We start from the raw sequence: 20,544 nt of genomic DNA on the forward strand, positions 1-20,544 counted from the left end.
AGTTTTAAAGCTAACGAAAAAGAATGAACACAGAAGAGTTGCTGAGACTTTATGCAATGGGGGAAAGAGAGTTTAGACAAGTTGATCTTTCTTATCGGGTGTTACGAGGAGTAGATTTACAAGCAATTAATTTTAGTCAAGCAAATTTGACAGGAGCAGATTTTAGAGAAATTGACTTAACTCAAGCAATTCTGTGTGAAGCTAACCTCAGTCAAACTATACTAATTGAAGCTAATTTAACCAAAGCGAATTTAGAAAGAGCAGTTTTGTACAGAGCATCGTTACAATTGGTAAATTTAAGTCAAAGTATTTTAACTGAAGCTGATTTAAGAGAAGCTAATTTAACAGAAGCACTGTTATATAAAACTTCTTTGGGAAAAGCTCAATTACAAGGAGCAGTTTTAAACCGAGCTATTTTGCAAAGAACATTTCTACGAGGTGCAAATTTAAGTCAAGCAATTTTGTCGCAAGCAAATCTACAAGAAGCAAATTTGACAGATGCAGATTTAACAGGAGCAAACTTGAGAGGTGCAAATCTACAAGGAGCTTTTTTAGTGGAGGCGAATTTATTTGAGGCTTCTTTAGAAGAGGTGAATTTAGATAAAGCAATTTTAACAGGTGCAATTATGCCTGATGGAAGCATTTACAGTTAGGATAATTCATGAATGATCCCTACACTTTTCTGCACAAGAGGTTCGCTGACGCAATCGCTAATTTATTTTTTTTGCGATTTTCTAAAATGTAATTATCTTAAATTAGACAAAAACTCTTTTTATTTTTATGACTTCGGCAATACTAGATAGTTTTCCTCAAATTAACCTTCAAGCTAAAGATCCTGAAGAAAAATTTATTACTTCGGGAGTAAGTTGGGAAGCTTACGAAACATTATTAAACGCCTTAGGAGATAGTTCTGGTTATCGTTTGGCTTTTTTAGAAGGAATTTTGGAAATCATGTCTCCTAGTCGCCGTCATGAACTAGACAAAAAAAATATTGGTAGACTCTTAGAAGCTTATTTGGAAGAAAATCGAATTCGTTTTTGGGGATTAGGATCGACTACTTTGCGTAAAGTAGACAAGCAAGCAGGTAAAGAACCAGATGAATGTTATTGTTTTGACATAGATAAAAATATTCCAGATCTGGCGATTGAAGTTATTTATACTAGTGGTAGTGCAAATATTTTAGAGATTTATCAACGTTTGAGTGTAACTGAAGTTTGGTTGTGGCAAAATAATCAGTTTGAAATATATTATTTGCAAAATAATAGCTACGAACAAAGACAACAAAGTCAATTATTACCTAATTTAGATTTAAGTTTAATGGCTCAATACGTAACTATCAGCGATCCTTTAGAAGCAATTGTTGAGTGGCGTAAACAAATTAGAGTTAACTAAATTATATGAAATAGAAAAAATAATGCTACACATCACAAAGAGGCAAGAGGCAGGAGTTAAATTTTTTATTCCTCATTTCTCTATTTGTAGTAAGCATTTAAGTATTTCATATTACTTTTATAGCAGCAGAGACAGGAAAAACAATCAACAATGAAATATTAACAAAAATCATGATTTTGACGACATTTTATTTAATTAAAAATCACTAAAACTACATTTTCCATTCATCAGGAACTTGACTAATTTTTTCTTTTCCTGTTGGTTGATAAACTGGTTTTCCCATTGGTCTAGTAACCAGAGTACCGTTAAAATAAGCTTTAATTCTTTCTGTGGCGATTTCTACATATTGTGGTTCTTTTTCACAACCGATTGCCTTACGATTATGTTTAAGAGCAGCAATCAGAGATGAACCTACACCAGCAAAAGGATCAAATACCCAATCATTTTCATTGGTTAAGGCTAAAACACATCTTTCAACTAACTCAACAGGATATTGACAAGGATGAATAGTTTTCTCAGGATGATTTGATTTTACATTGGGAATTTCCCAGACTTCTTTTGACCATTCTTCTAAAGCAATTTGCCATAAATCTGAAGGGTTTTTTCCGTTAGGATTACCCGAAGGTTTACCTTTGTTTTTTCCTTTATAGTGACGTTTACCTGGATATTTTGAAGGAACTCTAACTGCATCTAAGTTAAAAATATAATCTTTACTTTTAGTAAACCAAAGAATAGTTTCATAACGACCAGAAAATCGTGATTGAGCGTGTAGTCCATGCCCAAAATGCCAAATAATTCTATTTCTGAGCAAAAAATTGTATTTTTTAAAGATTTGATAATAGAAAATATCTAAAGGAAAAACTTCTCCTTTCTCGACATAATTGCCAACTTGCCAGCAAATACTACCATTTGATTTTAAAACTCTTGCTAATTGCTCAATAATTGGTTCTTGTTGTTGCAGATAATTCTCAATGGAAATACGTTTTTCATAATTTTTGCCGAGGTTATAAGGAGGCGAAGTAACTACTAAAGTAATTGAGTGATCGGGAAGAGTTAATAATAAATCATGAACATTCCCTGGATAAAGTACTAACTGATGATCTGAATTAAATTCTGTTTCAATTGATGTAGTTTTTTCAAAAGTAGACAGATTATTCATCCAACTTGGAATCTCAAAGCTGCTTTAAAACAATAACATATTAGTAAAAATAAGCTTTGCTAGAAAATCTGAAGCAAGCGAAAGATTGAATTAAGCATTGATAAGCGATCAATGATCGAGTACATTCAAAACGGACAGCATGAGTATCTGAATTAAATTCAGGTGAGGTGTCCTCCAGAATACTTTGAGGAAGTGAACGGCGATCGCATGAGATTTATTTTTTTTCTCCTCTGCAATGTAACAATTTTGGTAGTTGCAGGTGTAAGTTTGGCTGGTGAAGTTTCGTCTCCTACATTGAATACAGAAGTTGATCCATCCAGTGAAAAGTCAGAAATCAAATCATCACAAGATACTCAATTTACTTTTACTGTCAGTCCATTAGTTAATCAATTATTTACCCAACCTATCAGTAGGCATTTACAACAAGGGGAAGTGGTAATTAATTTTGATAGTAGATTGTTTTTTCTGCCTGATTTAGTTCCTGACAATGGCATAGATGATTCAGATACTGCTTCAAATTACAATACTGGTTTTAGTTGGGGGATTAGTGATGAGTTGGAACTTACTTTACAATTTCAACACGTAGATAGTAGTTCTCCTGCCCGTCAAGGTAATTTTACTTCGGAACGTACTGAAGATAATGAGGCAGCTTTAGAACTTAAACAAAAGTTATGGCAAAATGCGTCGGGTACTCAATCATTGAGTGGGGTTTTTTCTGCTTCTTGGGGTACTCGCGGTTTTCGTTTGACTGGAGGAGGTACAACTACAGAGGTTAATAACCGTAATATCTATACTGCCGTTCATTTACCTTTTACTGCTACGGTAGATCGAAGGTGGCAATTCACTGTATCTCCTACTCTGGCTTTTTTTAACGAAGAAAATGCCGAGTTTTTTCAACGTTTACCTAATGATGATAGTTCTTTTGGGACTGTTTTGGGATTAGCTGGTGCAGTTTCCTATACAATTAGTCCGAAATTAACCTTATGGGGAGATGTGTTTCTACCTCTGACAGGAAATAACAGCATTAGTCGAGAATCAGGTGAACCGGATGATGCGATCGCGTATAATGCAGGTTTACGTTATTTTGTTAATCCTCGTTTAGCTTTAGATGTTTATGCTTCTAATACTTTTGGCAGTATTGCCCCTCTATCTTTAACCGCAGATCGAGATTTAATGGCATTGGGAACTAATATAGTTTTTATGCCCGATCTTTTTGCTGTTAATCGTCGTCAACCCGATAGGTTTAATTCTCAATCTCAGGTTGATAATACCCCAATTACTACTGATGGATTGGCTTTTTTTGATGGCGGAACTTTATCGAGTGGGCAATTTTTATTTAATCTGCAAGGAGGTAGTCAAGGACTATTAACTTCTTTAAGATATGGTGTGTTAAAAGATTTTGAAGCAGGAATTTATTTGGATTATATTTCAGGAGAAACAGACGAATCTGAACAAGGGTTAAGTGCAAAAATTCGTTTACTTAATCAGGCAGAAAATCAACCTTTAACTGCTAGTTTAGCTACAACAATTGGCATTGGTAATCAAGTTTTAACTAACTTTGCGAATAATGACCGCCAAGACTTTGATCGTCGCAATTTGAATAAAGAAATTCCTCTTTTTTACCCTGGCGCAGATGATGGACTACAAGGCAAAGAATTTATTTTTACGTTATCTTTACCTTTACATTATCAATTTCAAAACGATGCTGCGGTTTGGTTGACACCAATGGTTGGTTACTTACAACGCAAAGGAACTGAATTAATTGGTTTTAATGTTGGTGGTTCAATTCCTTTAGGAAAAGAGTTTAGTGTTTTAGGAGAAATTGGAGCAAATTTTGCAGGAGATGGCAATGCTTTTATTGGTAATAGTTTACAAAATGAAATTCCTTGGAATATAGGTGTTCGTTGGCAACCTTTATCTTTATTCGGTTTAGAATCTTCTAATGATAATAGTAATCCTCAACTAGAATTATATTTAACTAATCGAGTTGGTTTTTCTACTTGGCATCAACTCCGCGTCCGCGATCAAAATGAAACCGCGATCGGATTGGGTTTATCTTTACCGTTTTAAAAAAATTACTTCAACTGGAAAATAATAATTTACTCGCATAAAACATACTTTCAAGTGGTATATTTAAAGTCTTTGAAGTTAGATATAAAATTTATCTAAGATCAGAAAAAATTTGATTGATTACTGTTATGAAAATTGTTTCACTATTTAGTGGTTGTGGAGGAATGGATTTAGGATTTATTTGGTCAGGCTATCAAGTAGTTTGGGCAAATGATATCGACCACTATGCTTGTGAAACATATAAATTAAATATTGGCAATCATATTGTCGAAGCCGATATTTCTCAAATTGATTTTTCTTCTATTCCCGATTGCGATGTAATTTTAGGTGGTTTTCCCTGTCAGGATTTTTCTATGATTTGGAAACGAAAAGGAATTGAAAGCGATCGCGGAAATCTTTATCAGTATTTTGTTAAAGCAGTAGCTCTCAAACAACCTTTATTTTTTGTAGCAGAAAATGTTAGAGGATTGTTAACAGCAAACAAAAGAAAAGCTATTCAAAAAATTATTAAAGATTTTGAAAATTGTGGTTATAAAATTAATGCAGATATTTACAATTTTGCCGATTATGGCACCCCACAACTCAGAGAAAGAGTTTTGATTATTGGTATTAGAAAAGATATTGATTTTAATTATAAAAAGCCACAATCCACTCATAATAACTATGTTACTGCTGGAGAAGCTTTAAGAGGAGTAGAAAAGGCAATTTATAATAATGAACCTCTTAAAATTAGACCCAAAACCACAAAGATTTTAGAGCTAATTCCTGAAGGTGGGAATTTTCAATCTATTCCTAAAGATTCTCCTTATTATGTTAAAGGAATGATTTCTCATGTTTATAGAAGATTAGATCGTAACAAACCTGCAACTACTATTATTGCAGCAGGAGGTGGAGGAACATGGGGATATCATTTCTCTGAACCTAGACCTTTAACTAATCGAGAAAGAGCGCGTTTATTTGGTTATCCAGATGATTTTAAATTTATAGGCAAGATAGCAGATGTACGCAGACAAATAGGTAATTCAGTATCTCCTGTAGCAATTAAAGTTGTAGCAGACGAACTTAAACAGATTTTTGAATCTAAACAAAACAAACCTTTGAAAAGTTTAAAAAAGCTGACGCAGACAAATTTTAATCAAAATGGGTTGTATCAATATCAACAGTTGCAATTACCTTTAATATTTGAAAAATATTCGGCTAAAAAAGAAAAAATTCTAGAACTAACACAAGAAGAAGATATGATGCCCAGTAGTCGTGTTTATACAGCTTCTAATACAATTAAACAACAATATAATCTTGTCAGCACAATTAATAACGAAGAAACTGATCTATTATTTATCAATGAAAATACTTATTTAACTCCAAATCAAGCTTTAAAATTTTTTGAGTTATGCAAAAGAGATATTCAACCAAAAGATTTAGAGTTTAGAAGAAAAAACAACCTCAAAATAGGAGATGAAACTATTCAACCAGAAATAGTTTTCCAAAGAGTTAGGGGTTCTCGAAATCGACTATGCTGTCAATTAAGAGATTTAGAAAACTATATTCTCAAAATATACGAGCATTCAATAGATTTAGAATATAATGACGCTAAAATTGTCATTGAAAATTATGATGAAGTTCTTCATAGGTCGAAAAAACATGGAATGAGAGGACAGCGAAACTTTACTGGAAAAATTGAAGATGAAGTCAGAGGCAAGCTAGCGGAGCATGGTTTTAGTAAATATCTCGCCAATTTAAATAATATTGAATTCCCTGTCGACTACTCTACAGTAAGTGATTCTAATACAAAAAGAGATGCTGGAGATTTTACTCAAGTAGTTATAAATTATCAAATGTATGATATTCCGCAGCAATATCATATATCTTTAAAATCTACAAACGGTAACTACTTAGCAATTCCACAGCATGAAATTGACTGGGAAGGAGAAATATTCGTGTTAGTCAAACTGCATATTAAAGAAACATTTTTATATCAAGCAATTAAAGCGGGTCTACAATTAGCTCAACTTAATCTTAATGAAAACCTTGGTTGGTTAGAAATCCGTGGTTTTATTAGTAAAAACGATTTTAAAAATAGCTATGTAAGTAAAAAATTACCAGATGGAACAGAGCTAAGTTATCCTAACTATATCAAAGCACCAATACAGTTAAATCAAAATATTAGTCAATTAACAGATTTGCTAGAAACAATCAAAAAATTAGTTCTTTAACTTTTTTATTAACTAATATTTTCAATATATAAAATATAATTAATTTTTATAAAGAGGCAGAGGCAAATAGCCAGCGTCTCAGAGCTTTAGTCAAACCGAGATCGCCAAGAAAACATCATCGCTGAAGCCAAAAAATAGATACTCATAATCTTAAATCACATAATCAAGTAAAAAAAGATTGCAAACTTACCCTTAATTCTTCAATTTAAGAGATGATAAAAATATACTTAAACATACCATACTAACTGCAATCTAATTCAAAGCTTAAGATAAGTCAGTAAATTAGTAGTCTTTACATAATTAATTAAACTAGAAAATTACCCGAGTAAAACTAACTAAAAAATAGCTCAATTTCTTTAATTGAATTAAGTTTTTTTGGTGATAATTAATATATTTTAAAATTATTTAACTTCCGTGATTTATAACTAGTAAAAATTGGAGGTAAAGTTTATGGTTTTCAAAAAAATCTTAATTGCCTTAGATCGTTCTTCTCAATCAGCAATGATTGTCAAACAAGCTTTATTTATAGCAGAAACTCAAGGCAGTCAACTGATGCTGTTTCACTGTCTAGATCTGCAAACTGAAGAAATAAGTCCTGTGATTGGGATTGGGACTTTAAGTGATGTTAATATGTACAATACTTTTCAGCGATTGCATCACGAAAGTCTACAAAAAGATCTTGAACAAGTCCGAGATTGGTTAGCAACTTACTGTGAATATGCTTCTGCTAAAAATATAACCGCAGAATTAGATTATCGAATTGGAAATCCTGGGGTTTTAATATGCGATCGCGCTAAAAATTGGGGTGCAGATTTAATTATTCTTGGTCGTCGAGGGTACAGTGGTTTGTCAGAATTAATTATGGGTAGTGTTAGTAATTATGTTACTCATCATGCTCCTTGTTCTGTATTAATAGTTCAAGGAATTCAAGCTGAAGAAGACGAAGAATTTTCTCAGGAAATTTCAAGCAATATAACTAATTAGTTTAATTTAGTTTTAATCTTTAATTGAGGTCACAAAAATGAATACTAAAGTTAGTTATCTAGAAAAAATAATTGCTCTGTGGACAGTTTTTTTATTAGGAACTATCTTTCATACCCAGTTAGCTTTAATGCCTCTTTTTCATGGTCTAGATGTTAGTCATGGGCATGGGGAAGCAGCAACAAATATTAACGAGATTACTTATATTTTATGGTTAATGTTAGCATTTTTTCTGTTACCAATGCTTGCTATAGTTGGTACTGCTTTTTATAATTCTTACCGTTACCGAAGCATTCATTTTGGTTTAACCGTGGTTTATTCAATCATGAATTTTTTTCACGTAGTACTTGATTTGTTTGTCGATCCAATCGCATGGTATCAAATTGTTTTGATGGTAGTTTTGTTTTTAATTGGTATTATTTTAAATGTTGTTTCTTACCAATGGATGCAACAGGGTCATCATCGGATCAAACTATCTCAATCGAGTTAAATAAACTCAAACCCGCTTAAACTCCATTAGTAAAAACACCTAAAATCTTTGTGATTATAAAATTATAATTATGGTAAATTAAACGGATTTGATCTTATAAAGCGATCGCTTTAGCGACTTAACCCAGTTACTCCTTCCAAATCTGCATCGGTAAACTCTGCATTGGTCACATCAGCATTAGTTAAATTTGCACCTTCTAGATCGGCTTTGGTAAAATTAGCTCCTGTAAGATTAGCTCCTGTAAGATTAGCTTTTTCCAAATCTGCATCAGTTAAATTTGCCCCACTAAGATTAGCATTACTTAGATTGGCTTGGTCTAAATCTGCATCGATTAAAATGGCATTACTGAGATCTACACCATTAAGATCAGCTTTTTCTAGATCAACATCTCGCAGATCACAACCTTGACATTCTCGCGTAGATAAAAGACGATTAATTAGCTCGTTTTGATTTGGATTAGCCTGAGCTATTGTAGTAGTTTGTAAAGATTTTAGATTAGCTGCCTGAGTTGTTTCTGTTTTGTAGTAGCAGATACTCAAGCCGGAGGCTAACATTGTGATTGCAAATAAAGTAATTTTTTTTTGAGTAGTTATTATCATATTAGTTTAGAAAAAATCTCCGGTTGTTTAATATTTTTTTATTTTATAAAGTTAGTTATTAACAGAAAATCTTGCCTAAGATTGAAATATTTTTGATGAATAACTTAATTGAGCCAAAAAGATGAATAAGTTTGAAAACATTCTTTATTTAGGAGACGACATCAATACTGATGATATTATTCCTGCCAAACGAGGCACAAATGGCGATCTAGAACACTTGGCAAGATATGCTTTAGAATATCTGATTGGAGAAAATAAATTAAAAGAATACAATATTATCGAAGCTGGAGATAACTTTGGTTGTGGTTCGAGTCGAGAATACGCACCTTTAGCAATTAAAGCAGCAGGAATTAAAAAAGTTCGCGCTCGTTCTTTTGCAGAAATTTTTTATCGCAATAGTATTAATATCGGTCTAAATTTAGAAATTATTGGCGAAAATCAAAACAATTCTGTTATTGAAGCTATTTCTCAGGCAGGGGGTTTAATTGCTTTTAATCAACAACGTCTTCAGGGTAAAGTTACTATCCCTCCTAGTCACACCAAACCTCGCCCGATGACAATAGCAGAGAAATTGTTAGCCAAAGCTTCGGGAAATCAATACGTACAACCAGGAGAAGTAATTTTTGCCAAAGTAGATTTAGCTATGTCCCATGATGCGATCGCTTTTCCCGTAGGACAATTATTTTATCAGCATTTTGGTCAGGATGCTAAAGTTTGGGATGCTAACCGTGTTGTCTTAGTTGCGGATCATTTTATTCAAATTAACGAGATCAGGAAAGATTTAGGCGCAGTTGAGATGTATCAAGGCATGGTTGATTTTGCCAAGCAGCAAGGTTGTCATTTATTAGATTTAGTTGCTTCAGGAGAAGCGCAGGGTATTTGTCATGTTTTATTACCCGAACAAGGTTTCATTCGCCCAGGCATGATTATTGCTGGCACAGACTCCCACAGTTGCACCTATGGTGCTTTTGGGGCATTTTCCACTGGAGTAGGTACTACTGATATGGCAAATATTTTTGCTACAGGCGATCTATGGTTGCGTGTTCCTGCTACTTTATTGTTTGAGTTATCAGGTAATCTTCCTCAAGATATCAGCGCGAAGGATATTATGCTGTTTATCCTTAGTCAAATTGGTTGTCATGGTGCGACAGGTAAAGTAATTGAATTTCGGGGAAGTATAATTGAACAGTTATCGATTGATGAAAGAATGACTCTTGCCAACATGGCGATCGAAGCTGGGGCAATCTGTGGTTTAATAGCACCTGATCATAAAACTATTGAATATCTTCAACAAAAAAGTACAAAAAAAGAATTTAATATAGTTACCAGTGATCCAGATACAGAGTACGAACAAGTTTATCAATTTGATCTCAGTAACTTAGAACCTCAAATTGCCCGTCCACCCAAACCAGATCAAGTAGTTAATATTAGTGAGTTAGAAGAAATCACAATCACTAAAGCTTTTATTGGTTCTTGTACTGGCGGTAAACTAAACGATCTTGCTCAAGCTGCCAAAGTATTAAAAGGACACAAAGTTGCTTCTCAAGTCAGTTTATTTGTTGTTCCTGCTTCTCAAGAAGTTCGTCAACAAGCTGAAAAATTAGGATATTTAGCAATATTTCAACAAGCAGGGGCGCAAATCCTTAAATCTGGCTGTGGTGCTTGTATTAATGCAGGAATAGGCGTTCTAGAGCGAGAAGAAATAGGTATTTATGCAACCAATCGCAATTTCAAAGGACGTAGTGGCGATCCTACTGGAAAAAATTATTTAGCTTCTCCCAGAATAGTCGCAATTTCAGCCATAAAAGGTAAAATTACTAACCAGATTGATTGATATGAATTTGAGTTCGACGAAAATTTTCATGAGTTCTGAATGATTCAGATGTTTAACGGTTTTATGGAATTGCTGAGTGCTAATACCGTCTAACTCAAGATTATTGAATTCATCGAACTCACGTTATTTTAGTTAGCTAGGTTGTTTTGATAATCGCCAATTTTATTGTTGGTATTGCCTTTAAGACCCATTTTCTGTTTACTTAAAGATTCAGAATCAAGGTTTTCTACTTCTTTCTGGGCATTTTTAGTACCTTCAGTAAAAGTATCTTTTGCACCTCCAAAAGCATCTTTAACTTGAGTCGGTATACTTCTGGTTTCAGTACTAGAACCATTAGTGTTTCTTTCCTGTGCATAAGATTCTGCTTCAGCAGTTAGTGAATTTGCTGTAGCTGGTACTGAATACAAAAGATTACCGAAAACTAAACCTGTTAATAAAAGCGCAATAGTTAATAAGTTAGTGAATTTAGCTTTTAAAGTTTCTAGAAAGTTTCTGTACATTTAATTCTACCTTCCGATTTTACGTTTCAGAACCAAGCATTTTTTCTCAGCTAGAAAAAAATACTTATTGTGTACAGTTTACATATAAACAAAGATTGAATAGACAGTAATCATCCTTTAGTTATAAAAATTTAATTCAACACTATGGCTGATGTATTGCGATTAACCTCTATTTTCATTAAATTTATTTAGATTTGTTATCTTTTTTGAGCAGGTATAGATTAATTGTGTATTAGTAAAAAAAATATTTCCCAATTATAAAAAAACTTTAACTCATCAATATTTGGGCTATTTACAAAGTTTTGATCCAAATTTTGCAGTTTTAAGGTTAACCTACAAAATACTTCCTTTTCTATTCAAGTTTTTGTTTACCAACCCAACTAACTCGTTTATCAACCCCAAAACCGTCTTCAATGGTATCACCTATATAAGAATTCGCTCTTGACTGAATGACAATCCAACCAAGTAATTCGGTATCTGAAATATTTCGTAAACAGCGTTCTCCTTCCGGATCAACTCTTACAACTGTTCCTTCTCGAACTGAAAATACGCAATCATCAACTTGAAATTCCCCTTGACCCCGAACAAAAATGTAAATCTCTTCATTTAAGCGGTGTTTATGATAAAAAGGTATGGATGTTTTCGGCGGAAGATTGTTTAGCGAAATTTCCGCGCTGGTGAGATTGAGTAGTTCTTTGAGAAATACTTTGCCTTCAAGTTTAAGTGGGTTGCTGGTTGCAGCAAAAGTATACTGGGATAACTGCTCAAAAGTTCCTAAATCTACAGTTGTAAAGTTGTTTCTTGTTTTACAAGTTGATAGAAATTGATTCATAATTATGACTTTTAAATTGCAAGTTAAAATTAATCATAACCAGAATAACTTGTAAAATGCAAGTAGCACCATCATTAATTTTTAGATTGTAGTAATGACACAACCGCGACGCTCTTGTTGTCCGATAGCTTGTACTCTAGATTTAATTGGCGATCGCTGGACTTTATTAATAATTCGGGATATGATGTTTTTTAACAAACAGCGATTTGAAGAATTTTTAGCATCTCCTGAAGGAATTTCAACCAATATTTTAGCCAATAGGCTTAAATTACTTGAAGAATTAGGTTTAGTCGTCAAACAGCCTTACAGCAATCATTCTCGCAGAATGAATTATCAATTGACAGACAAAGGAAAAAGTCTTCGTCCTTTACTGAAGACTATTGCTAGCTGGGGATTAAAAAATCTTTCTCAAACCCAAATTTTTGAACAAAATGAAAACTTAAACCAAACCCTGGATTAACTTTTTATTTATTTTTTCCCTCTACATTTTTAAGAAACACTTGTTCATGATCTGGTAAAGATTGATTTGAATCAGCTTTGTTTGCTAAAGAATCAAGTTTTTTTTGCGCCTCATTTCTTGCTTTGTCAATTAATTCTTCACCACTTTCACTTTTACCAAATTGCTCTTTTACACCTTGGTCATCTTGGACAACTTTATCTGCTGCTTCCCTAGTTTTTTGCGCAGTTTCTGAATCTACTTGTCCTGCAAGAGCTATATTAATCGGTTGAAAATTAAAATCGATAATAATGGTCAAAAAAAGTGAGAAGACAATTAAGGCTAGTGTGAATAATTTTCTCATAGTTATTTTTAGTTGTTCAATTGTTCAAGGGATTTCAAGGTGATATACAGTATATTTTTAAGCTTCTAGTATCTACTAGCTTTAAACAAAGTTTGAAGTTATCCTAGATTTTTTAAGGAATCAAATATTTTTATTGATAATTAGATTGAAGAAGCTCCAGTCAATATTTAACCAAAAACTTAACTTCAAGAAATCAGTCCTGAGTTAGAAGAAATTTTGGTTGCTCAATTCAAACGCTTTGATTTACTTTTTTTATTGTCTAAAAACACCAACAAACTTGACTGTAAATTAATGAAATATTCAGCCCAAAAAATAACTATGGATTTTTCATAATCAAACTCAAAAATTAATCATGAGAAATCCAATCCAAATATTTGCGGTCTCGGCTTTGCCGAGGCACGGAGTGATCGCTTAATAACTCTTGAGACAGTAAAAAACTTCCAACTGTCCAAATCTGGTATTTTCTCGCTTCTTTCCCGATTAAACGACCATTTTTACCATCATAATATTCTGCCCACTCATCTTGAGGCAAACGTTTGGCAGCAGTATCTAAAGCTCTTTTAGCAATTTCAGGGCGGTCATATTTTAAAGCAACTGCTACTAATTGCCAAAGTAAAACAGGCCAATTGCCTCCATTATGATAAGACCAAGGACGGTTTTTTGGGTCACAACCAGTTAAAAGTTGCCAATCTCGATCTTTAAGAGCAGGAAAACAAATTTTCATCGGCATAAAACCGATTAAATCTTTCCATTTTTTTTCAATAGTATTAAGAATAGCATGAGCTTGAAATTCTGTCACTAAAGAAGACAAAATTGCCATTAAATTACCCAAAGAAAAAAAGCGACAATCTAATTGAGAAGGACCTAAATTACCAACTAAATATCCGCCATCTTCTGGTAACCATTCACTCAAATCTGCATAGGGAATAGATTCCGAATAAATATTAAATTGATTTAAAACATTTTCTCCATATTCTTCTCCTTTGTAGCGATAAATAACATTTAATCTTTCTAAATCGAGCCAATAATGATGGCGAATATGACTAACTAAAGGAGATACGCGATTATCAATTGCTTGATGAGTATTAGCATTTTCATTATTATCTAATAAAAGTTCTTTAGCACAGCGTAAAGCCGTATAAAATAGAGTTTGAATTTCTAAAGGATGTCCATTAATTCCCATCCGACGGTCAATCATACACGCTCCATCAGGAACTAATAAAGTCGGATACATATCAAATCTTGCCGACAAACAAAGTTCCATAATTAAGCGAATGCCTTTTTGCATTTCAGGACTATGAGCTAAAGAAAATTCTCCTGTCGCTCTAACATAAGCTCGTAATAAAAACATCCACCACAAACAAGAATCAACAGGTGTTACTCTACCGATCGCATGATCACCAAAATCTGCTTGTAAATATTGATCACTACTCTGATGAATAACTTTAAAACTAGCAGGCATTACTCCTCTACCTGGCTCTAAAAAATCTAATTGTTTTTCTTTAATTTGTAGCTTTAAAGTATGGATTAAAAAATTACGAACAATCTCCGTTTTTCCTTTAATTAAAAATGCTAAAGCTGCGGGAATAAAATCACGAATAAAACATTGGTCATAGTTTAAAGCAGGCGTTTCGCGATCGCAAGCAGCTACTGTGCCTATAGGAAGTTCATAATAATAAATAATTGATTGTTCTAGAATTTCCCAAGCTTCAGTAGTAAGATGCTCAATATTCATAACTATTAGTTATTTTTGGTTAATCGAAATATACAACGGTTTTAATTTTTTCGAGCTACAGTTTAACATTTTGCCTGTTAGTTAATTGTTAATTGTTGATTGTTGATTACTACTTTGATCCTTCGCGATCGCGTTTCTGACGCTGCGCGCTTTGATCCGTCGTTTCACGTTTCTGACGCCGAAGCGCTTTTGTACAGACGTTTCATGTTCCCGAAGGGTGCGAAGCAACGTCTCTATTTTTTACTTAATCTTTGCTAACTGGTGTACAGACGCGACATGTCGCGTCTCTACTGATAACTGATTCTACCTTCTCTGTAAGATTGCTTTCATAATCGCTTTAGAAGTCTCAATATCTTCTGGTGTAGGTGCAGTTTGTTGCCAACTGCTACGCTGCTGTAGATTTTCACACCATTGATTAACTTTTGGATAAGGTTCTAAAGGAATACCTAATAATGGAATAGATGCTACTGCTGTTCCCGCTACAATATCAGCATAGGTTAATTTTTCTCCAATAAAATAAGGCTCATTATCATCTAAATTGTCTTCAAAATATTCTAAAGTTGTAGCCATTTTTTGTTTGGCTTGTTCTAATTTTTTTTCTTCAACTTGTACATCCAACATATCCTTCATTAAAACGATTGAAGCTGGTGGTAATTCATTAACAGTAACTAATTCAATTGTGCGTACTTTAGCAATAGCTTTTGCTTCGGTTGGTATAAAAGAAGGATTAGGATATTTAGCTTCTAAATAATCTAAAATTGCTAAGGATTCAAATACAGTAAAATCATGATCTATTAAGACAGGAATATGATGAAAAGGATTTAGTTTAAGAAAATCTGGTTGAAATTGATCTCCATTCAGTTTCATTAAAATTGGTTCAAATTCTAAATTTTTTTCGAGCAAGGTTATCCAAACTCTACGAGCATTAACTGAAAGACGAGAATAATAAAATTTCAACATTAATAATCTCCTTTTTTTAAAATAAGCTCAAATTGCTAAATTTCTGCTATAAATAAATTTAAGTACTGATTTGGTATTACCAAACTCTTACCTAGTAGCAGAGCAACGAAGTTTTTGTTTACTTTTTCAAATTTAAAACAAGGGAATACAGTTTCCTGACGTTTTTTTAATTGTAAAAGGATAGTCTGGAAAATCTAAACTCTTAATCTTTGCATAAGATTGTATTTGATAACTTTGTTTTTTTTTGCACCAAACAACCAAAAAATTATCAAACTGGTAAATTATAACTCTTCTTAAATTGGTGAGATTTAGTAAGCATAATTTGAAAGCAATTAACATAAGCGAAGCGCACTACCGTAGGTCTCAATCATTACCAAAAACCACAATGTTAGACTAGCTCTTCAAGTATTGAATGAGCCTATAGTTATTTCCATAAAAATAATCCGCACAATGTTAAAATAATTATTAATAAAGCAAACCAAATAAACTGATTATCTTTCGTATTAACTTGGCTTAAATCGACTGGTTCATCAGAAAGTTTAGTTTGATGATGATTATTTTGTCTTTGATTTTTTGCCGTTACATACTGAGGTTGATCGTTACTAGTTGCAGTGAGATCAGGAATTTCGCTCATCCATTCTTTTGGTCTTTTTAGTTGTGGTGCTTGAATAATATAAAGAACACGTTTAGCTTGTTGGCGAATTTCTGGATGAGGATGATTACATAAATCTTGACATAAAGCGATCGCGTCTGGTAATTGACCAGCAGCTTGATAAGCCATAACTAGCCAAATTTGGGCTTCTCCGCCTAAACGAGTAGATTTAGCAACCAGTTCTTTAGCTTCTTCCAAGTATTGAACGCTTAGATTATATTCTCCTTTTTCTAAGGCATTTTTTCCTGCTTGATAACGAAGACGAAACTTTTCCTGTTGTTCTGCTGTCATGTTTTCTATCGGAGTATTTACTGATGTTGCCCTACATTAGAGATACCATGAATAATATAAGTTTATTAAGTAAAAGAAATGAATAGCAAAACCAAAATGGGGATAAATTGTTTTAAAACTTGTACTCCGATCGCTTTAGTTATTAGTACGATGATCGCAACGGAATTAGTTGCTAATGCACGACCTCCTCATATCCCATTACCAGCAAGTAATCCTAAATCAAGTATATATTTTGGGGGTATTTCCTCTCCTACGCCACCTAGATCTTTAAACGTTACTCCTAATCCTTTGCGCCAAAATTATTACGATTCTTATGACAATTCTAACTCTTATTATTATTCTGATTGTCCTCAAAATGAAGGAAGATTTGTTCCAGTTAAACGAGGTAGAATTTACAATCGAACATTAATTAATCCAACCATTATTAATTCTGAAATTTCTGATTCAGTAATTATCGATCCTGTAATTATTAATCCTAGAACTAGAACTTATAGAACTCCGGCAGTTAATCGGTCTTATATTCGAGTGACATTTGAATAATTGTTCACAGTTAATTGCAATGAGCAAAAAAATCTGATTAGGTGTAAGTAGATAAAATTAGAAACTCAACATATTACGTTCGGACAAAAGTCTTTTTTAATGAGAATGGAATGTGAAACAGCTTATCTCAAATAAAAAATTATGAAGTTGTCATCAGTTGAGGATTGAAGTGCAAACTCTACCTATAATGGGTTACTCAACTGAAGCTAGTCGTCCTCCTGTTTCCAAGTTTAGACTGAACGAATCGCACTTATAACTAAAGTTTAAATCCCGCAAGTAAAAATTTAAATTATGTGTCTAATCTGTAAAGGCTAAAACAGCCCTGCGCCGTGATTTGAGCAAATTTTTAACGATAAGTTTTTTAAATACAAATCACCTTCTTTACTAAATTTTTAATATCTATTGCTGAAAAGAATTAATAATCGAGATTGTAGCCTTTAGAAGTAAAGCAGATTTAGTGATTATCATATTAATGAGCTAAGTAAAATGAGCAAATCATTGGTTGAGGGAGTACCAATACCTGATAAATTTAGCGAATATCAGCAGATTAATTTATACATTTGTTATGAAAGTTTTGGTTATTGGCGGTGACGGTTATTGTGGTTGGGCAACAGCCCTATATTTATCCAATCGAGGCTATGAAGTTGGTATTTTAGATAATCTTATCCGCAGACATTGGGATGATAAACTTGGCGTAGATACGCTAACACCAATTGCTCCGATTCAACAACGAATTCGACGTTGGCAAGAGTTAACAGGAAAATCAATTGATTTATTTGTTGGCGACATTACTAACTACGAATTTTTAAGTAAAACCCTTCATAAATTTGAACCTGAAGCGATTGTTCATTTTGGCGAACAGCGTTCCGCACCCTATTCAATGATTGATCGCGAACACGCTGTCTTTACTCAAGTTAATAATGTAGTGGGGACGTTGAATATCCTTTATGCGATGAAAGAGGATTTTCCCGACTCTCATCTAGTCAAACTAGGAACGATGGGTGAATATGGTACACCCAATATTGATATTGAAGAAGGTTACATTACTATCGAACATAACGGACGCAAAGATACCTTACCCTATCCGAAACAACCTGGTAGTTTTTACCACCTTTCCAAAGTCCATGATAGTCACAACATTCATTTTGCCTGTAAAATTTGGGGACTACGTGCTACCGACTTGAATCAAGGGGTAGTTTATGGTGTTTTAACCGAAGAAACAGGCATGGACGAAATGTTAATCAATCGCCTCGATTATGATGGTGTATTCGGTACTGCTTTAAATAGATTCTGTATTCAAGCAGCCATTGGTCATCCCCTGACAGTCTACGGTAAAGGCGGTCAAACTAGAGGTTTTTTAGATATTAGAGATACAGTTAGATGTATGGAAATTGCGATCGCAAATCCTGCTGAAGCTGGACAATTCCGCGTCTTTAACCAGTTTACTGAACTGTTCAGTATTGGTGATTTGGCAATGATGGTCAAAAAAGCTGGTGTCGCGATCGGATTGGATGTAGAAATTAATCATCTCCAAAACCCTAGAGTTGAATTAGAAGAACATTATTTTAACGCCAAAAATACTAAATTACTCGATTTAGGTTTACAACCTCACTATTTATCTGATTCTCTCTTAGATTCTCTGCTCAACTTCGCGACAAAATATAAAGACCGTGTAGACATGAATCAAATTTTACCAACAGTTTCTTGGCGTAGAGGTTAATTGATTAATTTAGATTTACCTCTTGGCTAAAATTCTCTCCAATCTAGATTTATTTACTTTTTTCAATCCCTCAAGGAATTTTGAAATTAGGTTACAAAAGCGCGTAATTTAATTTCTTTACCATAGTGTCTCCCCTAACAGGGGAGAACTAGAGGGATAATTAGCTCCATTTAATTAAACATGAAAGAATCTTGATTTGGGGAAATTAATTTAACGGTTAATTAGGTTGACTTACTTAACAAAAAACATAAGTACCAGGGCAAAACTAAATATATCCCTCTTCGCTGTTTCCTTGGTTTAAAATTGTGATGTCTGCGCACTATAGTTTGCTTGCTATAAAATAAAAACTTTGATTTCTCTTCTGTTGCACCCGAAGCACCGAAAGCTTCCTTTACTCATTATTAATAGAAGTTCGCTCAACTAAATTTCTTAAAACTATTGCTCAGATTCTGACACAATAATAATTTAGAAAATATATCTAAAATTTGTTCTCGAACAAAATTAATTAGTAATTATTTGTTGATTTCTTTCCAGTTAGCTACTTCGCTTTTGGTTGTGAAATTAGTCAAAATCTACAATTTTTGTTTTTTAAAAATTTATGCGTATTGCCCTTTTTACAGAAACATTTCTCCCTAAAGTTGACGGAATTGTTACTCGTCTGCGTCATACTATTGAACATTTACAACGCAATGGCGACCAAGTTCTCGTTATAGCACCTGAAGGCGGTTTGACAGAATATAAAGGGGCAAAAGTTTACGGTGTACCTGGTGTACCTCTTCCTTTGTATCCCGAACTAAAACTCGCATTACCTCCGATTGGAACAAAAAATGTTCTGGAAAAATTTCAACCAGATTTAATTCATGTAGTCAATCCGGCTTTTTTGGGAATTAGTGGGATATATTATGCCAAAAATCTCAATATTCCTTTAATTGCTTCTTATCATACTCATTTACCTCAATATTTACAACATTATGGTTTGGGTGCTTTAGAAGGATTGTTGTGGGAACTGCTCAAAACTGCCCATAACCAGGCACAATTAAATCTTTGTACTTCCACTGCAATGGTAGAGGCATTAGAAAGTCGTGGCATTGAAAGAGTAGACTTGTGGCAAAGAGGGGTAGATACTGAAATGTTTCAACCTCAGCTTAAATCTGCTCAAATGCGATCGCGTCTGTCTGAAGGCAACCCTGAAAGTCCTCTTTTACTATACGTTGGAAGGGTATCTGCCGAAAAACAAATCGATCAAATTAAACCAGTTTTAGAAGCAATTCCTGAAGCTCGTTTAGCGATCGTTGGTAATGGCCCTCAAAGAGAAGCACTAGAAGCCCATTTTGCTGGAACAAATACTTATTTTGTTGGTTATTTGCAAGGATTAGAACTAGCTGCTGCCTACGCCTCGGCAGATGCGTTTATTTTTCCTTCTCGTACAGAAACTTTAGGTTTAGTTTTACTTGAAGCAATGGCTGCTGGTTGCCCTGTGGTAGCTGCCAACTCTGGCGGTATTCCTGATATTGTTACTGATGGAGTTAATGGTTATTTATTTGAACCCGATGATCCTCAAGGTGCAATTACGGCTACACAACGTTTACTCTCAGCTAAAGCAGAAAGAGAACAACTCAGAGAAAATGCCCGTTTAGAAGCGGAACGTTGGGGTTGGGCTGCTGCTACACGTCAGTTACAAACTTATTACAGAGGTATAGTTGAAGCGCAATCTTTGCCTTTTGTAGCTTAAGATTGTTTGTTCTTTCCAAGTAGGGATAATTGATGAATTATTTC

At 33.7% G+C, this 20,544-nt stretch carries 19 protein-coding genes; 11 read left to right on the forward strand and 8 right to left on the reverse strand.

Features of this window, described 5'->3' with window-relative positions:
- Positions 1-23: 23 nt before the first annotated feature.
- Together STA7437_RS21555 and STA7437_RS21560 are read left to right on the forward strand one after the other, a co-directional pair.
- Positions 24-653: a pentapeptide repeat-containing protein gene (locus STA7437_RS21555; RefSeq protein WP_015195510.1), complete on the forward strand. Its 630-nt coding sequence runs from the start codon at positions 24-26 to the stop codon at positions 651-653.
- A gap of 127 nt (positions 654-780) precedes the next feature.
- Complete coding sequence (locus tag STA7437_RS21560) at positions 781-1,392, forward strand: Uma2 family endonuclease (protein WP_015195511.1); 612 nt, start codon at positions 781-783, stop codon at positions 1,390-1,392.
- Between the two features lie 211 nt (positions 1,393-1,603).
- Here the strand turns inward: STA7437_RS21560 and STA7437_RS21565 are convergent, their stop codons facing one another.
- Positions 1,604-2,551, reverse strand: a complete 948-nt coding sequence (locus STA7437_RS21565; protein WP_015195512.1) for a DNA-methyltransferase — start codon at positions 2,549-2,551, stop codon at positions 1,604-1,606.
- Positions 2,552-2,713: 162 nt separating this feature from the next.
- On the opposite strand from STA7437_RS21565, the gene STA7437_RS21570 reads away from it, so the two are divergent.
- The 4 genes from STA7437_RS21570 to STA7437_RS21585 all read left to right on the forward strand — a co-directional run bounded on the left by STA7437_RS21570 (position 2,714) and on the right by STA7437_RS21585 (position 8,305).
- Entirely contained in the window at positions 2,714-4,621 is a 1,908-nt protein-coding gene (locus STA7437_RS21570) for a hypothetical protein (protein WP_245562059.1), read from the forward strand.
- A 128-nt stretch (positions 4,622-4,749) separates the two neighbouring features.
- The gene (locus STA7437_RS25945) at positions 4,750-6,834 is read left to right on the forward strand and encodes a DNA cytosine methyltransferase (protein WP_015195514.1); all 2,085 of its coding nucleotides are present in this window, start codon (positions 4,750-4,752) and stop codon (positions 6,832-6,834) included.
- A 450-nt stretch (positions 6,835-7,284) separates the two neighbouring features.
- Positions 7,285-7,818, forward strand: a complete 534-nt coding sequence (locus STA7437_RS21580; protein WP_015195515.1) for a universal stress protein — start codon at positions 7,285-7,287, stop codon at positions 7,816-7,818.
- A gap of 37 nt (positions 7,819-7,855) precedes the next feature.
- Positions 7,856-8,305, forward strand: coding sequence for a hypothetical protein (locus STA7437_RS21585; protein ID WP_015195516.1), 450 nt, complete (start codon positions 7,856-7,858; stop codon positions 8,303-8,305).
- A gap of 110 nt (positions 8,306-8,415) precedes the next feature.
- Here the strand turns inward: STA7437_RS21585 and STA7437_RS21590 are convergent, their stop codons facing one another.
- Positions 8,416-8,859 carry a pentapeptide repeat-containing protein gene (locus STA7437_RS21590; protein WP_216087069.1) on the reverse strand — a complete coding sequence of 148 codons (444 nt, stop codon included), beginning with the start codon at positions 8,857-8,859 and terminating at the stop codon, positions 8,416-8,418.
- Positions 8,860-9,025: 166 nt separating this feature from the next.
- Between STA7437_RS21590 and STA7437_RS21595 the strand changes: the two genes are divergently transcribed.
- The gene (locus tag STA7437_RS21595) at positions 9,026-10,738 is read left to right on the forward strand and encodes an aconitase/3-isopropylmalate dehydratase large subunit family protein (protein ID WP_015195518.1); all 1,713 of its coding nucleotides are present in this window, start codon (positions 9,026-9,028) and stop codon (positions 10,736-10,738) included.
- 128 nt (positions 10,739-10,866) lie between these two features.
- Here STA7437_RS21595 and STA7437_RS21600 read toward each other — a convergent pair whose 3' ends face one another.
- Together STA7437_RS21600 and STA7437_RS21605 are read right to left on the reverse strand one after the other, a co-directional pair.
- Positions 10,867-11,238 (reverse strand): hypothetical protein, encoded by a 372-nt coding sequence (locus STA7437_RS21600; protein WP_015195519.1) that lies wholly within the window; start codon positions 11,236-11,238, stop codon positions 10,867-10,869.
- A gap of 352 nt (positions 11,239-11,590) precedes the next feature.
- The gene (locus STA7437_RS21605; RefSeq protein ID WP_015195520.1) at positions 11,591-12,070 is read right to left on the reverse strand and encodes a cupin domain-containing protein; all 480 of its coding nucleotides are present in this window, start codon (positions 12,068-12,070) and stop codon (positions 11,591-11,593) included.
- Positions 12,071-12,164: 94 nt separating this feature from the next.
- On the opposite strand from STA7437_RS21605, the gene STA7437_RS21610 reads away from it, so the two are divergent.
- On the forward strand, positions 12,165-12,530 hold the full coding sequence (locus STA7437_RS21610; protein WP_015195521.1) for a winged helix-turn-helix transcriptional regulator: 366 nt from the start codon (positions 12,165-12,167) through the stop codon (positions 12,528-12,530).
- A gap of 4 nt (positions 12,531-12,534) precedes the next feature.
- On the opposite strand, the gene STA7437_RS21615 is transcribed toward STA7437_RS21610, so the two are convergent.
- From STA7437_RS21615 to STA7437_RS21630, 4 genes are all read right to left on the reverse strand, one after another.
- Complete coding sequence (locus STA7437_RS21615) at positions 12,535-12,870, reverse strand: hypothetical protein (RefSeq protein ID WP_015195522.1); 336 nt, start codon at positions 12,868-12,870, stop codon at positions 12,535-12,537.
- A gap of 346 nt (positions 12,871-13,216) precedes the next feature.
- Positions 13,217-14,605, reverse strand: a complete 1,389-nt coding sequence (locus STA7437_RS21620; RefSeq protein WP_015195523.1) for a glycoside hydrolase 100 family protein — start codon at positions 14,603-14,605, stop codon at positions 13,217-13,219.
- A gap of 303 nt (positions 14,606-14,908) precedes the next feature.
- A complete protein-coding gene (locus STA7437_RS21625; RefSeq protein WP_015195524.1) occupies positions 14,909-15,565 on the reverse strand; it encodes a glutathione S-transferase family protein in 657 nt (218 codons plus the stop codon).
- 424 nt (positions 15,566-15,989) lie between these two features.
- The gene (locus tag STA7437_RS21630) at positions 15,990-16,508 is read right to left on the reverse strand and encodes an outer membrane protein assembly factor BamD (protein WP_015195525.1); all 519 of its coding nucleotides are present in this window, start codon (positions 16,506-16,508) and stop codon (positions 15,990-15,992) included.
- A gap of 78 nt (positions 16,509-16,586) precedes the next feature.
- On the opposite strand from STA7437_RS21630, the gene STA7437_RS21635 reads away from it, so the two are divergent.
- From STA7437_RS21635 to STA7437_RS21645, 3 genes are all read left to right on the forward strand, one after another.
- A complete protein-coding gene (locus STA7437_RS21635) occupies positions 16,587-17,048 on the forward strand; it encodes a hypothetical protein (RefSeq protein WP_041619609.1) in 462 nt (153 codons plus the stop codon).
- 565 nt (positions 17,049-17,613) lie between these two features.
- Positions 17,614-18,768 (forward strand): UDP-sulfoquinovose synthase, encoded by a 1,155-nt coding sequence (locus STA7437_RS21640; protein ID WP_015195527.1) that lies wholly within the window; start codon positions 17,614-17,616, stop codon positions 18,766-18,768.
- A gap of 598 nt (positions 18,769-19,366) precedes the next feature.
- Positions 19,367-20,500, forward strand: coding sequence for a glycosyltransferase (locus STA7437_RS21645; protein WP_015195528.1), 1,134 nt, complete (start codon positions 19,367-19,369; stop codon positions 20,498-20,500).
- The last annotated feature ends 44 nt before the right edge of the window (positions 20,501-20,544 follow it).

This window comes from Stanieria cyanosphaera PCC 7437, assembly GCF_000317575.1.
In the GTDB taxonomy this organism is placed as follows: Bacteria; Cyanobacteriota; Cyanobacteriia; order Cyanobacteriales; family Xenococcaceae; genus Stanieria; species Stanieria cyanosphaera.

Bases quoted from the DNA above. Each gene is read 5' to 3' on its own strand.
- STA7437_RS21635 (WP_041619609.1), top strand. From the start codon at position 16,587: ATGAATAGCAAAACCAAAATGGGGATAAATTGTTTTAAAACTTGTACT.
- STA7437_RS21560 (WP_015195511.1), top strand. From the start codon at position 781: ATGACTTCGGCAATACTAGATAGTTTTCCTCAAATTAACCTTCAAGCT.
- STA7437_RS21625 (WP_015195524.1), bottom strand. From the start codon at position 15,565: ATGTTGAAATTTTATTATTCTCGTCTTTCAGTTAATGCTCGTAGAGTT.
- STA7437_RS21585 (WP_015195516.1), top strand. From the start codon at position 7,856: ATGAATACTAAAGTTAGTTATCTAGAAAAAATAATTGCTCTGTGGACA.
- STA7437_RS21630 (WP_015195525.1), bottom strand. From the start codon at position 16,508: ATGACAGCAGAACAACAGGAAAAGTTTCGTCTTCGTTATCAAGCAGGA.
- STA7437_RS21610 (WP_015195521.1), top strand. From the start codon at position 12,165: ATGACACAACCGCGACGCTCTTGTTGTCCGATAGCTTGTACTCTAGAT.
- STA7437_RS21595 (WP_015195518.1), top strand. From the start codon at position 9,026: ATGAATAAGTTTGAAAACATTCTTTATTTAGGAGACGACATCAATACT.
- STA7437_RS21555 (WP_015195510.1), top strand. From the start codon at position 24: ATGAACACAGAAGAGTTGCTGAGACTTTATGCAATGGGGGAAAGAGAG.
- STA7437_RS25945 (WP_015195514.1), top strand. From the start codon at position 4,750: ATGAAAATTGTTTCACTATTTAGTGGTTGTGGAGGAATGGATTTAGGA.
- STA7437_RS21640 (WP_015195527.1), top strand. From the start codon at position 17,614: ATGAAAGTTTTGGTTATTGGCGGTGACGGTTATTGTGGTTGGGCAACA.
- STA7437_RS21620 (WP_015195523.1), bottom strand. From the start codon at position 14,605: ATGAATATTGAGCATCTTACTACTGAAGCTTGGGAAATTCTAGAACAA.
- STA7437_RS21590 (WP_216087069.1), bottom strand. From the start codon at position 8,859: ATGTTAGCCTCCGGCTTGAGTATCTGCTACTACAAAACAGAAACAACT.
- STA7437_RS21615 (WP_015195522.1), bottom strand. From the start codon at position 12,870: ATGAGAAAATTATTCACACTAGCCTTAATTGTCTTCTCACTTTTTTTG.
- STA7437_RS21600 (WP_015195519.1), bottom strand. From the start codon at position 11,238: ATGTACAGAAACTTTCTAGAAACTTTAAAAGCTAAATTCACTAACTTA.
- STA7437_RS21605 (WP_015195520.1), bottom strand. From the start codon at position 12,070: ATGAATCAATTTCTATCAACTTGTAAAACAAGAAACAACTTTACAACT.
- STA7437_RS21565 (WP_015195512.1), bottom strand. From the start codon at position 2,551: ATGAATAATCTGTCTACTTTTGAAAAAACTACATCAATTGAAACAGAA.
- STA7437_RS21645 (WP_015195528.1), top strand. From the start codon at position 19,367: ATGCGTATTGCCCTTTTTACAGAAACATTTCTCCCTAAAGTTGACGGA.
- STA7437_RS21580 (WP_015195515.1), top strand. From the start codon at position 7,285: ATGGTTTTCAAAAAAATCTTAATTGCCTTAGATCGTTCTTCTCAATCA.